The following is a 13,635-nucleotide window of genomic DNA, read 5'->3' as shown; positions in this document are numbered from 1 at the left end:
CTTTATTTGGGCAGTTCCGCCCCGGTTGAGGTTAACACTAACTTGCCGTGTTTGACGCCGCGTACGCCAATCAGCCCGTCCGCAAAGGCGTGCAGCACCTTGCCTTTGCCGCGCGCGACTACGACTTCCAGACAGTTGTGATGGTCGAGATGAACGTGCATGGCTGAGATCACTTCGGCGGTGGTGTCGTGTTGTTTTGAAATCAGGGTGTTGGTCAGTTCGCGCACGTGGTGGTCATAGACCAGCGTAATCACGCCGACCACTTCACGATTTTTGTCGATCTCTTCTTGCACGAGAAAATCGCGGATCAGATCACGAATGCCTTCGGAGCGATTTTCATACCCTTTTTGGTCGAGCAACTTATCGAAGCCGCCCATCAATTCTTCTGATAACGAAACGCTGAAACGTACCGCCTCCGACATAGCCATTTCCTCCGCCAAATTGGGTCATGGGCGCATTACAAGTTGATGCTGATGATCCCGCCGCTGAGTAATCCTCGCAATAAAATCACAAATCCTAAGAGGGTCACCAACGCGGGCGATGCGATTTGCAGCCATTGGATTGAGCGTCCGCTGTTTTCAAAGCGGTCTAAGAACGACTTGGCGCTGACCACGAGAATACCGATGGTAATCAACACCGCCGCCAGCCCTACGCTGAAGAACAGGATTAATAATAAGCCAAATAGCAGGCGCTTCAACGCAATCGCGGCCAGTAACACAATCACTGCCGATGGACACGGCACGATGCCGCCAGTGACGCCCAAGACCAACAGGTCGCGCCAGCTGGCGTCAGCGGGGATATCGTGAGTGTGGGTATGTTCGCTGTGGTCGTGCCCCAGCCATTCATTGACTCCATGATGGTGATGATGCCCATCGTGGTCATGCGCATGGTCATGGTCGTGTGAATGATGGTGATCGTGATCGTGCGGGTGGTCGTGCGAATGATCGTGATGGTCGTGCGAATGTGTTGGCGCCGCTGCGACCGCCTGCATACGCTGATACGCGCCGAAGCGCTGCAAAAAGAGCGAGACGCCAATCGCGATGATGAGCAGCCCCGACGCGCCTTCCATGATGGGGTACAACTTGTCAGGCACGACGTATTCCGACAGCGACAGCGTAATCACGCCAATCAAAATCACGCTGGAAACATGCGTCAGGGTGACGACGATGCCAAGAAACACCGCGTGCCATATCGTGCCGCGCGAGCCGACCAGATAGGCGGCGACCACCGTCTTGCCGTGCCCCGGCGATAGCGCATGAGCAGCGCCGAAGAACAGCGATGCAGCGACAGCGAACAACAGAAACGCCGGGCTGAGATCGTCAGCGCCGATCATATTCGCCCAGGCGTCTTCGCCGTGTACCTGCCCCGCCGAACTCTCATGTTGCGCTTCGACAATCACGGGCGTCGGTTGCGCCTCGTTCATCATCGCCGCGCTGTCGATGGTCGCGCGCGGTTGCAGTATGGCGATTTTGTTTTGAATTTCCATCTGCGGCTGAACCGGAGAGCGCAAGATGTGATAGGCGCCGTCGGGCTTTTTCTGCAATGGAAACTGGCGAATCGCCAATGAAGACGGGTTGACCATCTCGTCCAATGGAGAAAAGACGACGGCCTGCGCGTCTTGTCTGGATGCGCTCAACCCTGCTGAACCGATCGTAAAATAAATATCCGCCGCGAGGCCTTCGAGAAAATACGTATTCTCCGCGCTGGGTTGTGCGGATTGACCGTCGGCGTTGCGGGTTTGGTCGCTGACTGTGGCGCCGTCATGCGGGCGGATACGGACCTCTTTCACGCCGCGAATGTTCGCCAGGTTTTCATCGGCGACGCGCAAGCGATATTGGCCTGCCGCCGTTTGCTCCAGCGGTTGATAGACGAACGCATAGGTGTGTTGAACGCAAGTCAGCCCGCCCATACCGAAATAGAGTTTCACTGCGGGCGCTTCAACGACTCGTTCGACAGGAACGCTGCGCCATTGCCCCGGTTGTTCGGCGTATTCCAAAACAACGTTGTAATTGGGATAGATGCGGTCAGACAATTTGCCCAGGTAGCGCGTGAGTTCGTCTTCGGTGACTTTCGAGTCGTTGTCGGCGTCGAGGTTGGCCAGTTCGTTGTAGGACGGAATCTCAGCAAAATCGAGCAGGTGCTGCACGGCGATTCCCTGCGGCTGAATATCGACGACGGTGTAATGGTTCAAAGAGAAATTGCCAAGTGGATGTCCAAAGCAAAGGCTGCCGATTAAGCAACCGATTACAACCATGCAGGAGCGCAACCCTATTCGTTTCATTGAAAAATTCACAGATAGCCGCCTGAATTGAGATACGTTATTCTAACGCGTCCAGGCCAAGGTTTCGAGCCGGACTGCCATTTTCTCCGAATTGTAATAAATTGTAAAATCCGCGTTGCCAAGCGTTCCGTCATTCGTAGCTTTCATGCAGAATTATTAGTAGTCGCAAATGAAACGAGTTCTGTGATTCACGGCTTGGGTGCATCTCTTCTCGCTTTATTGATGGGTGAGATTGCCGCGTCGGCCTTTGGCCTCCTCGCAATTGTCTGTTGAAGGGCTTTGGTGTTCTTAAGTCAATGACATTGCCTTTATTAAGAGGGGACGGCGCTGCAAACGCCAGGGGGGATTTTTGTGGCAACAAAAAAGCATGGGCCAGCAAAGCTGCTCCGTAAAGAACGCTAAAATTCAAACGGAAAACCGAATATTAAACGTTGGTTGAAGTTCGGCGCCGGGAGGCTGGTTGGATATACTTACATCGAATGAATCTTTATACTACAATTTTGGGTTGGAACCGTATCGGAATAAGATGAACAGAGATAAGAATTTAAAATTATTTATATAGTTTTCTTTTGAGATCAAAGAGAAGCGAGGCGAGCGATCCATGTCTGTGCTGCGGATCCAGAATTTATCGAAAGACTACCATACCGGCTGGGGCAAAACCCTGCGCGCGCTCAACGACTTGTCGTTGGAAGTGGAAGAAGGCGAAATTTTCGGCTTCTTAGGGCCAAACGGCGCCGGCAAAACCACCACCATCAAGATTTTGCTCAGCATCATTTTCCCCACCAAGGGAAAAGCGTGGCTGCTCGATAAAGAAATCGGCGACGCGCTGCTGATGCACAAAATCGGCTACATGCCGGAGAACCCCTACTTCTACCGCTTTTTAACGGGCGAAGAGTTCTTGCTTTTCTACGCGCAATTGTCAGGCATGCCGCGCGAAGACGCCAAAAAGAAAGCGGCGCGGCTGCTCGATGTGGTCAACCTCAAACACGCCGCCAAAGTGCGCATCGCTCAATATTCAAAGGGCATGGTCACCCGCGTCGGTCTGGCGCAGGCGCTCATTACCGACCCGGCGCTGTTGTTGCTCGACGAACCCATGTCGGGCCTCGACCCCATCGGGCGCAAAGAAATTCGCAACCTGATCCATCAATTAAAAGAAGAAAAGAAAACCATCTTCTTCTGCTCTCACATCCTGGCGGACATCGAAATGCTCTGTAACCGCATCGCCATTTTAAACAAAGGCGACCTGGTGAAGTTGGGCACGGTCAGCGAGATTCTCGACTCCGGCCCGACCCACTACACCGTGACCTTCGACAACCTCTCGCCGCAGGCGTTCGAGCAGGTCAAAGGCATGGCGGCTGAATGCCAGGACTATGCGGGAATCACTCACTTCAACGCCAAAGACCGCAGCCACGCGCAGCAACTGATTGACGCCGCGACGGGGCAAGGGGCGGAGTTGCGCGAGATGCGCCTCGACCGCGGAACGCTGGAAGAATACTTCGTGCGGGAGGTGGGCCGTGAATAAAATTTGGACCATCGCCATGAACACCTACAAAGAAGCGGTGCGCAACAAGGTGTTTTACATCATCTTGGTTTTCGCCATTGGCCTGCTGTTTATGTCGACCGTTTTGGCGACGCTGTCATTGGGCGAAGACGACCGCATCATTAAAGATTTGGGGCTGTCGGCGATTAACTTGTTTGGATTATTGCTATCAATATTCGTCGGAGTCAACTTGATCTTCGACGAACTCGACAAACGCACCATCTACACCATCATTTCATCGGGCGCGACCCGCTACCAGTTTATCCTGGGCAAGTTTCTCGGCTTTTTCATCACCATAACCGTGAATATCTGCATTATGGGCTTTCTGCTCTGCGGCCTGATCGTCTTCTGGTCGGGCGGGGCGGGGCTGCCTGCGGTGATTCTCGCGATTATTCTGATGTTGTTTGAAATGATGATCGTCATTAGTTTCGCGCTGTTGTTTTCATCATTCTCAACGCCGGTGCTTTCGGCGTTTCTGACCCTCGTGTGCTGGATCATCGGCCACATGTCAGAAGATTTGCTCGAATGGGCCAAACAACTTAGCGAACGCGACGGCGCGGTGGTGATGGCGAATTTCCTCAAAGGCATTTATTACGTCATCCCTAACCTCGAACTCTACAACATCAAAAATCAGGTGGTCTACAGCGAAGACATCGGCTCACTGATCAACACCGTGTTTTTACACCCCTTCGCCGCTGTCTTATACGCTTCGTTGATTTTGATTCTCACGATTTTGACCTTTAACTGGCGGGACTTCCGATGAACCGGCTGACGATAACCTGTATAGCGCTTTTCCTTGTCATCGGCTCAGTCTTTCTCTGGGCGCAGCATAAGATTATGGACGCGCGGCGCCATATTCGCGTCGAAGAAAAAATTCTTATGCTCTCCGACCGCCCCGAGGTGACCCGCATCGCCGCCCTGGGTTTTGACAACGCCGTGGCCGACCTGCTTTGGATTCGCGCCATTCAGTATTTCGGCGGAAACTTTAGTACGCTCGACGAAGACCTTAAAAAAGAAGGCATGTCGAAACTGCTCGAAAACCTCGTCGGTCTTGATCCCGAATTTATTGGCGCATGGAAATTCGGCGGCTTTGTCATCAATGAAGCCATGCACGACCCCGAAGAGGCGATGACGTTTTTGCTGCGCGGCGGGTCGATCAACCCCGAGGCGTGGCGGCTGACCTTTGACGCCGGGTTTTTGGCGTTTTATCAATTAAAAGATTTTCAGGTCGCCAAACAACTGTTTACCCAAGCGGCCTATGGGCCCAACATGATCTCAGACGCTCAACTCGACGCGACGGGGCTCATGGGCGGATTCGACCTCGAAGCGGTCCGCGACGGCGACCCCGCCTCTGATATTGCGCTCGAACCGGGAACCGGATCGCTCACTTTCGTGTTCCCTGAAAAACGCAAATTGGGACGGATCGCGCTCAATCTCGGCGCGGGCGGCGAAGAACAATATTCCCTGTTCGCAGGTGAAGGTAAAACCGCCTCGACCCCCTATAAAAAGAACTTGTCCGCGCGGGGAACCGACGTGCATGTGATCGACCCCGCCATCAACGTACAATCGTTTGGCCTGGCCGAATTAAAGCCCGCCGCCGAAGATCAGCCCTTCGTTATTTCTGAGGTGGAACTCTTCGGCCCGCGCACCGAAGCGCCGACCTACGTCGACCGCATGGCCATCGAAATGGACCGCGCAGGCGGACGCTTCAGCGCCGCATGGAACCAGTTTATCCGCTACCGTGAAGAGGCAATCGACAAAGGCGATACTATCGGGCTTGAAATCGCCGATGCAAAACTCAAAAGCATTTATAACGACAAGTGCCACGAGCTGATCACCGAAGCCGCCGAACTCTTCATTGAAGCCAACAACGGCGAGTTGCCCTCCGCCACCATGACCGAAGTGGTCGAACAAGGCTACCTCGAACAAGTGGTGATGAAACACATTACCGAAGACCCCAACTTCCAGTCGGAAGTCTTGCCCGTGCTGGCGCCCAGCGGCAATCTGTACGAGATCATGCGCACCTGGGACAACAAATATCCGCACCTGCTGATTAAGCCGGACGACCAACAAGACTGGTTCATCATTTCGCGCCTGGAGTTAATTGAACGCCAGAAGAAACAGATCGAGCGCCTCAACCAGTTCGTCGCACAGTTCAAAGAAGAACACGGCAGCCTGCCCGCGTCGCTCAATGACCTCAAAAGCGAATCGTGGTTCGTGGGGCAGGAAAAATTGTTAGAGGATTCGCTGAAAGGCGAATTATACCTAAATCAAGCAACCGGGTTGGTCGAATCTCGCAATCCTCAAATCTAACCTCTTCGCTTGGTACGCGGCGTCTTTATGGTTACACTATGCTAGTAGTGAAACCATTATTGATCCGTATAGCTATATCTGGAGGGATCCCCGCTGAATATGGAAATTAGCGACCCCGCGCGGCGCGCCGCAGAAGCGCTCGCCGACGTAAAAGGCCGCGATATCATTTTGCTCGACTTGGCGAAGAAATCTTCCTTCGCCGATTATTTTGTCATCGTCACTGGCGACAGCCCGGTTCACATGCGCGCACTGGCTAACCGGGTGCGTGAAGCGATGGCCGATGAAGGCGCCCGCGTAAAGCATTCAGAAGGACGCGACAGCCAACATTGGATGCTGCTTGATTTTAACACCGTGATCGTCCATATTTTCTCCCAACAAGCCAGGCCCTATTACAGCCTGGAGTCATTATGGGGCGATGCGGACATCATTCAGTGGAATGACGGAGCGCCTGCGTTAGCGGCCGCTTCATCTATATGAGAGGAAGCTATGGCACTCGCAAATTGTAAACAGTGTGGTTCGCTGTTTAATAAAATCACCCGGGATATCTGTGAAAAATGCCTCAAAGAAGAAGAAGCCTTATTGCGTGAAACACAAGACTACCTGCGCGATAACCGCAGTGCGCAAATCTGGCAGATTTTAGAAGCGATTGAAGACCTCGAAGCGGGTCTGCTCGATAAATGGGTGGGAGAAAAACGCATCAATCTGGTGAAGCCCGAAGATGAAGCAGGCAAGAAACAGTGTATGTATTGCGGACGCGAAGTGACCGGCGCCGGCAATATATGCAAGACCTGCGAAGTCAAGAAAAAACTGTCGAGTTCAAAACCTACGTTAAAAAAAGAAGACGAGGGCCCCAAAGCCAAACGCACCGGGATGCACTTTAAGCGCTAACTCAGATTCAACCAAGATAGGAATTTTATAACGCCCTGGCAATTTCCAGGGCGTTTTTTTTGAATCGCGTTCGGTCTCGCCAGCGCTACACCAAGCGCAAAAACGACTCAATGCGGCGTTTGGCGGCGTCGGCGTCATACAACCCTTTTTCTTGCAGCATTGTCAGCGTTTCTGACATGGTCTGGAACGAGCGCACCCGGTCAAATAAGTCGATATGATGATGCGGCGCAAAGCGCGATTCGGCCTTAACGGGCGAGCCGTGCAGCGCTAGTTCGAGGTTCATTAGCCAGTCCGCCAAGCGCTTGGCGCCGTTTTGCACCGACCGCGCATTGTTTACGATAAGTTGATACTGGGCGCCGCCCCAAGACTGAGTGGTGCCCCAATTGCGCCCAATCATAAACGGGGCCAGGTGAAGCGCCGACACCACCTGTTCGCCGATGGCTTGCAGGCTTTCCGTCCATTGCTGGGTGCGGCCATTGGGGCCGATGTATTCAATGTTCACGTTCTCATAGGTTAATAAATTGCTGTCCGGGCGCTTGCGCGAAACCTCTTCACGCAGCGACGCCATTTCTTCCGATAAGCGGTCGCGATAATCAGAGGTTGATTCGCCGCGCTCTTGCGGGGCGGGTTTGACTTTAAAATGAAAGGTCGGATACCCTGCGTTGTGCTGGGCCTTCGCCATGTCGCGCAACATTTGTTGTTGCAGTTTCACCATCAGCGGCAGCGCCAACAGCGGCGAGCGTCCATACGGCGACAGCCCGTCCGTATCCAACCCGAAATAAAAGAACGAGGCCGGGTTCAGCGCAATTTTTTCGCCGCTGCCGATGACTTGATAGGGGCGATAGCGGCGGGTGTCTGCGTCAAGATGAAAACGCACCGTCGCGGGATCAATAACGATGAATTGTTCAATGCGGCGGCGGTTTTGCGACAACACCACCTCGCCGCAAAACGCGCCGTAGGTGAATACCGACATGAACAAAGCCCGCATTAAGGCTTCGACGCCCGGCTCCTGTTCGCGATGGCCGCCGAAGACGCGTGCGTCTAACTCATTGAGAATGCGTTCGGCGTTGGCGATTTCGCTTTCGTCGCCTGTTGAATATTCACGGCCCATTGGGGTCGAACACATTCTCACCCACGCCCACACCCCGGCGGAGACGTCTGGAATGTAGTCGCGCAGATTGCGCAACAAGGGAAACAAGGCGCGCGGGTCTACGCCCGGCGGCGGCGTATAGCCGTCTTCGATCGCCCAAAACGGCAGCCGTTCGTCAACCGGACGCGATGACAAAGGCGATGAGGAAACATGATTCTGCGGCGCCCACTCCGCGCATAGCAGCGTATTTGATGACGCATCCTCTTGTCCGGTATACCAATCGCGCATTTGCTTCCACATAGGATTCTCCTGAAAATGATGAAGATGAAAACTCATCTATGAAGAACCCGCCGCAGATTTGCATCCGAAATCGCGTATTTCTTTAGAAAGCGCCTTGACGCAGGGAACACTGCAATGCGAACATTGGAGCACAACACTGACCCAGGCAGCGCTCTTTTCTGATATGGGGGCTGCCAAACTTTAGGAGAAAGCAACCATGAACCGCAGACTCAGTCTTCTTCTTGTCCTCGCCTTGACGATGATAACGCCCGCCGCCTGGAGTTCTGAACTTCTTGCCGCCGCGCCCAGCGAATCGCTATCCGCCCCATCAGCCGAAAAACCCATTGCCCTGTTTAATGGAAAAAACCTGGACGGCTGGCATATCTATCTCGAAGATAAAGACGCGGACCCGAAAGAGGTGTGGCAGGTTCGAGACGGCGCCATTTGGTGTAAAGGCGACCCGATCGGCTTTTTGCGCACCACGCAGGAATTCACCAATTTTAAACTGACGGTTGAATGGAAATGGCCCGAAACGCCCACTAACAGCGGCGTCCTGTTGCGGATGAGCAACGAAGACACCACGTTTCCGCTGTGCATAGAAGCCCAGTTGAAGTACAAACAAGCGGGCGACGTGGTCGGCATGGATTGCGACTTCAACGAGAACCAAAGCAAAGAGGGCTCGTTTTTTCGGGTTGCGCCGCGCAAAAATGACTCCAACGAAACCGAACCCGGCGAATGGAACACCTACGAAATCATCTGCAAAGGCGACGTGATTGAAATCAGCGTCAATGGCTTGTTGCAAAACAAAGCGACCGGGGTGTGCGTCACGAAGGGGTTTGTCGGTCTTCAAAGCGAAGGCTCGCCCATCATGTTTCGAAATATCAAACTCACGCCATTGAAGTAATTGGTTATGATTGTCTGTTCCCAGGACGAAAGCCCTCGCCGAAATGTGAGGGCTTTCGTTTGATAATCACAGGTTGCTTTGCTCGCAGTGACGCGGATGCGGGGTAGGGTGATGATCTGTTAAAGTTCCGCCCCCAAAGATTGTGGGCGGTTAGGCGGCAATGACATTGACTTAAGGGGTGGCAAGGGCAAGGCGTCGCGAAGCGACGGCAGCCCTTGAGATGTTGTTTGAATGTATCGCTTTGTTTGTGCTGTTTTGAAATCCCCCCTGGCGCTTTCAGCGCCATCCCCCCCTTAAAAAGGGGGGCTAAAAGTCTTAAGTCAATGACATTGCCTTATGCACAGGCGCTCCCAGAGTTGCCCCCATGCCTGATTGGTTTGTCTATTTTTGATAGGCCGGAATACGTTTTCAGAATCAAAATCATGACCATCCATCAATGGAAGAACTCACTTACCGGATGAAGCACAATTATGAATTGAGCAGCTCATTTAAAAAGTCGGGCGGGTCGTCGTTGCTTGGGGTTGGAGCCGGTTCCAGATTTAACGACAAGCGGGCGATTGCGGTTTGTAATTCGAGCATATCGTCGTTCTTTAATGCAGAACAGCGCACGCTGGGGCCAACCTTTTGCTCGATCTCGAACAACTCCAGCGGGTCGTCGACCAGATCAATTTTATTAAACACCGTCATGCTCGGCTTCATGCCGCAGCCCAATCCACCCAACACCTCATTGACCGCGTGAAGTTGGTCTTCTAAAAACGGCGACGATGCGTCCGCGACATGCAACAGCAGGTCGGCCTCTTCAACGACTTCGAGCGTGGCGCGAAACGCCGCCAGCAGCGGTTCGGGCAGGTCAGAGATAAACCCGACCGTGTCGGAGATCAGCGCGCGGCGTCCGTCGGGCAGGCGCATACGCCGGGTGGTGGTATCGACGGTCGAGAACAATTGGTTCTTGGCTAACACCTCGGCGGAGGTCATACGGTTGAGCAGCGTTGATTTGCCCGCGTTGGTATATCCAACCAAAACAATCGTCGGCAGCCCTTCACGCTGGCGCGACTTGCGTTGTAAGCGCCGGGCGTCGCGTACCTTCTCCCACTCTTTGCCTAAGCGCGAGATGCGCTGGTCAATGCGGCGGCGGTCGACTTCGAGTTTGGTTTCACCCGGCCCGCGCGTACCGATGCCGCCGCCCAGGCGCGAGAGGTCTACCCCGCGTCCCGTCAAGCGTGGACGCAAATAGCGCAACTGCGCCAGCTCGACTTGAATTTTTCCGTCGCGGCTTTGCGCGTGTTGGGCGAAGATGTCGAGAATAAGTTCGGTGCGGTCAACGATGCGGCGGTCGAGTTTTTTTTCGATGTTGCGTTGCTGCACCGGCGACAGGTCTTGGTTAAACAACACAACGTCGATGTCTTCTGACGCGACCAGATCGTTTACTTCTTGCAGTTTGCCGCTGCCGATGTAGGTCGCAGGATTGATGGATTTCACAAACTGGCTGCAATGGGCGACCACCTTCGCGCCCGCAGTGTCGGCGAGACGCTCGAGCTCTTCGTCGCGATAGTCAGCCGCGTGACGGTTAACGGAAGACGGATGAACCGCAACCAGAATGGCGCGTTCATGCTTCGGCTTTTGGGTCTGAGTTTGAGACGATGTGCGGGCGATAGATGGAAACCTCTAAGTACGGGGAAGCGGAGACCAGCCAAGCGGCCGGTCTCCGTACCGTTTCGATTCAACGCGTCCTATTACTATTTTCCTGGAGGACGTTCCATTTGGTTCCAACGGACGCGACTGTGTCCCGCTGGAGTGATGGTGGCGATGGAGTGTTTGTAAATCAAGTATTGTTCTTCGCGTTCATCATTAAGCAAGATGATGGTGAAACTGTCAAAGGCTGAGATTTTCCCGTGAAGATCAGAACCGTCCACTAGATGTACATCTAGCGAAATACGCTCACGCCGCGCCTGGTTCAAAAAACTGTCCTGAATGTTCATTACGCTCTTGACTACCATAACAAAAACCCCCTTCAACGGCCGGGCAAAACAGATTGTGAATACCTACAGAAAATTCATCTTACATTTTAACCGCGATTATTCCAGAGTTTCAAGCATTGATTTCGTTTTTCTTGCAGGGGTTCGCCTTCGCGCCACTCGAGCCAGTTGACCTCCATTTGGCGGCGAAACCACGTCATCTGCCGTTTAGAGTATCGCCGCGTCCCCTGAATTGTCATCTCGATTGATTCATTCAGATCAATTTTGTCTTGTACGTAGAGCATACATTCTTTATAGCCGAGCGCCTGCATCGCGGTGTATTGCTCATCGCAGCCCATCGCGAGCAATTGGCGTGTTTCGTCAATCAGACCGTTATCGTACATCCAGCGCGTTCGTTGTACGACGCGGGCGCTCAGTTCATCGCGCTCGCGTTGAATGCCGAAAAACATGGTGCGGTCGATCCACGGCTTACGGCGCTGGCGCGCTTTGAGAGCGCTCACCGGCTCGCCTGTGAGCTGGATCAGTTCCAGCGCGCGGGCGACGCGGCGCCCATCGTTTGGATGAATGACGGCGGCGGTCTCCGGGTCAGCCGCCAGCAATTCGGCGTGCAGCGCGTTGGCGCCTTCGCGCTCGACGCGTTGCAGGATGGCGCCGCGCACAGCAGGGTCCGAATCGGGGGCGTCAAAAAAGCCCTCCAACAACGAGCGGTAATACAGCCCGGTCCCGCCGCACAACACCAAGGGGCGCTGGTCGGCTTCGGCCTGCTGCAACACCGGCTCGACCGCTTCGGCGTAGCGCGAGGCGTTAAAGTTCTCCATGGGCGAGATGAGGTCGATCCCATAATGTTTGATGCGCGCCTGTTGCTCCAACGTGGGTTTGGCGGAGCCAACATCCAGCCCGCGATAGATTTGGATGGCGTCAACGCACAGAATATCGGCGTCGAGGCGCTCGGCGAGGTCAAGCGCCAGGTCGGTTTTGCCCGAAGCGGTCGGCCCGACCACAGCAAGAAACAACGGCCTTTGTGAAGCCGTGTGTTGATTGGAGATTGGATGGCTGGTATTCTGCATAGGTTAAAACGGTTTTCACCATGATGTTCGGTTCAATGCGCCCAAGAGAGTTCCTGCGGGCCGTTTAGAAAACAACGAGATCGAACCGTTTTGCCAAAATCGGCCTGCTTGCCCTTTTGGCTCTCAGCATGAACGCAGCCGGAATCCGGTAACGCCGCCGCTTGCAGTATACCGAGGGCGGCGCCGGGAGAATATCCATTCACCGAAGTTTAATTTACGGAGACGGTCTGTGTCGCCTGTTCTTACTGCTGAATCGAAACCGGACCATCAAGCCCAAACGCTTGAAGACGCCGCAGCCGCTGGCGTCAATCTGGAACGCCTGCCGCGCCACGTCGCCATCATCATGGACGGCAACGGCCGCTGGGCGCGTTCAATGCGGCGCCCACGCATCGAGGGCCATCGCGCTGGCATCAAAACCGTACGCGAAATCGTACGCAACTGCCGCCGCCTGGAGATTCCGTATCTGACCTTGTATGCTTTTTCCGCCGAAAACTGGAAACGCCCCAGCGCCGAAGTCAACGCGCTGATGTTTTTGTTATGCAACTTTCTCCGCCGCGAAATTCGCGAGATGAAAGAAAACGAAATCCAGTTGCAAGCCATCGGCCATTTGCATGAACTGCCGGGGCCGGTGCAACGCGCTCTCGAATACGCCATCAAAGAAACGGCGGGCGGCTCCAAGATGCGCCTGACGCTGGCGCTTTCGTACGGCGGGCGGCTGGAGATCGTGGATGCGGTCAAAGCCACCGCCCAAAAAGTTAAAGACGGCGTGTTGAACATTGATGACATCACGCCCGAACAATTTTCAAATGAATTGAACACCGCAGGCACGCCGGACCCGGACCTTTTGATTCGTACCAGCGGCGAAATGCGAGTGTCGAATTTTTTATTGTGGCAAATTGCTTATGCGGAAATCTGGATCACACAGACGCTGTGGCCCGATTTTGGCCCTAAGAGCCTCTTTGAGTCTCTCAAAGAGTTTCAGGGGCGTCAGCGCCGATTTGGCGGCGTTGATATTGACGGAGCGCTGTAAGCAAAGTAATTTCACTCAATCATGTCCCGCGTAACGGTTGCGGTAGCTGCTTATGGCTCTTAGACGCATTCTCACAGGCTTATCATTTGTGCCGGTCTTTCTCACCGGTATTTTATGGCAATACGGCGACTGGTTCACCGCTGTGGCTGTATTTGTATTTTTTCTCGTAGGCCGCGTTGAACTCTACGCGCTTTATAACGTAAAACTCTGTCCCAATATCTCGATCTGGCAAATCGCCGTCGGGCTCCTCTTTATGGCTTCGTCCAT

Annotated in this window: 14 protein-coding genes; 8 read left to right on the top strand and 6 right to left on the bottom strand. The window is 54.0% G+C overall.

The features are described from left to right. Positions 1-2 precede the first annotated feature (2 nt). Positions 3-422, bottom strand: a complete 420-nt coding sequence (gene nikR / locus P9L94_07725; GenBank protein ID MDP8243954.1) for a nickel-responsive transcriptional regulator NikR — start codon at positions 420-422, stop codon at positions 3-5. A gap of 35 nt (positions 423-457) precedes the next feature. Continuing rightward, a complete protein-coding gene (locus P9L94_07720) occupies positions 458-2,281 on the bottom strand; it encodes a sulfite exporter TauE/SafE family protein (GenBank protein MDP8243953.1) in 1,824 nt (607 codons plus the stop codon). Between the two features lie 601 nt (positions 2,282-2,882). On the opposite strand from P9L94_07720, the gene P9L94_07715 reads away from it, so the two are divergent. From P9L94_07715 to P9L94_07695, 5 genes are all read left to right on the top strand, one after another. After that, on the top strand, positions 2,883-3,803 hold the full coding sequence (locus tag P9L94_07715) for an ABC transporter ATP-binding protein (GenBank protein MDP8243952.1): 921 nt from the start codon (positions 2,883-2,885) through the stop codon (positions 3,801-3,803). Then, positions 3,796-4,584 carry a hypothetical protein gene (locus tag P9L94_07710; protein ID MDP8243951.1) on the top strand — a complete coding sequence of 263 codons (789 nt, stop codon included), beginning with the start codon at positions 3,796-3,798 and terminating at the stop codon, positions 4,582-4,584. Before P9L94_07715 ends, P9L94_07710 begins: the two co-directional genes overlap by 8 nt. Next, the gene (locus P9L94_07705) at positions 4,581-6,134 is read left to right on the top strand and encodes a hypothetical protein (protein ID MDP8243950.1); all 1,554 of its coding nucleotides are present in this window, start codon (positions 4,581-4,583) and stop codon (positions 6,132-6,134) included. The genes P9L94_07710 and P9L94_07705 overlap by 4 nt, the downstream gene beginning before the upstream one ends. Positions 6,135-6,233: 99 nt before the next feature. Further along, positions 6,234-6,611 (top strand): ribosome silencing factor, encoded by a 378-nt coding sequence (rsfS, locus tag P9L94_07700; protein ID MDP8243949.1) that lies wholly within the window; start codon positions 6,234-6,236, stop codon positions 6,609-6,611. Positions 6,612-6,620: 9 nt separating this feature from the next. After that, on the top strand, positions 6,621-7,022 hold the full coding sequence (locus P9L94_07695; protein MDP8243948.1) for a hypothetical protein: 402 nt from the start codon (positions 6,621-6,623) through the stop codon (positions 7,020-7,022). An 85-nt stretch (positions 7,023-7,107) separates the two neighbouring features. Here P9L94_07695 and P9L94_07690 read toward each other — a convergent pair whose 3' ends face one another. Continuing rightward, positions 7,108-8,412 (bottom strand): hypothetical protein, encoded by a 1,305-nt coding sequence (locus P9L94_07690; GenBank protein ID MDP8243947.1) that lies wholly within the window; start codon positions 8,410-8,412, stop codon positions 7,108-7,110. Between the two features lie 196 nt (positions 8,413-8,608). Between P9L94_07690 and P9L94_07685 the strand changes: the two genes are divergently transcribed. Continuing rightward, the gene (locus P9L94_07685; GenBank protein MDP8243946.1) at positions 8,609-9,295 is read left to right on the top strand and encodes a DUF1080 domain-containing protein; all 687 of its coding nucleotides are present in this window, start codon (positions 8,609-8,611) and stop codon (positions 9,293-9,295) included. 468 nt (positions 9,296-9,763) lie between these two features. Here P9L94_07685 and hflX read toward each other — a convergent pair whose 3' ends face one another. The 3 genes from hflX to miaA all read right to left on the bottom strand — a co-directional run bounded on the left by hflX (position 9,764) and on the right by miaA (position 12,338). After that, positions 9,764-10,891, bottom strand: a complete 1,128-nt coding sequence (hflX, locus tag P9L94_07680) for a GTPase HflX (protein MDP8243945.1) — start codon at positions 10,889-10,891, stop codon at positions 9,764-9,766. A gap of 140 nt (positions 10,892-11,031) precedes the next feature. Then, positions 11,032-11,292 (bottom strand): RNA chaperone Hfq, encoded by a 261-nt coding sequence (hfq, locus tag P9L94_07675; protein MDP8243944.1) that lies wholly within the window; start codon positions 11,290-11,292, stop codon positions 11,032-11,034. A 68-nt stretch (positions 11,293-11,360) separates the two neighbouring features. Next, positions 11,361-12,338, bottom strand: coding sequence for a tRNA (adenosine(37)-N6)-dimethylallyltransferase MiaA (gene miaA / locus P9L94_07670; protein MDP8243943.1), 978 nt, complete (start codon positions 12,336-12,338; stop codon positions 11,361-11,363). Positions 12,339-12,567: 229 nt separating this feature from the next. Between miaA and P9L94_07665 the strand changes: the two genes are divergently transcribed. Together P9L94_07665 and P9L94_07660 are read left to right on the top strand one after the other, a co-directional pair. Next, a complete protein-coding gene (locus P9L94_07665) occupies positions 12,568-13,368 on the top strand; it encodes an isoprenyl transferase (GenBank protein MDP8243942.1) in 801 nt (266 codons plus the stop codon). Between the two features lie 52 nt (positions 13,369-13,420). Next, positions 13,421-13,635, top strand: a 215-nt coding sequence (locus tag P9L94_07660; protein MDP8243941.1) for a hypothetical protein, incomplete at its 3' end; no start/stop codon positions are given.

This window comes from Candidatus Hinthialibacter antarcticus (genome assembly GCA_030765645.1).
Lineage (GTDB): Bacteria > Hinthialibacterota > Hinthialibacteria > Hinthialibacterales > Hinthialibacteraceae > Hinthialibacter > Hinthialibacter antarcticus.
Note: the sequence above shows the minus strand (reverse complement) of the source record. Positions and strands in the feature narration are given on the sequence as shown.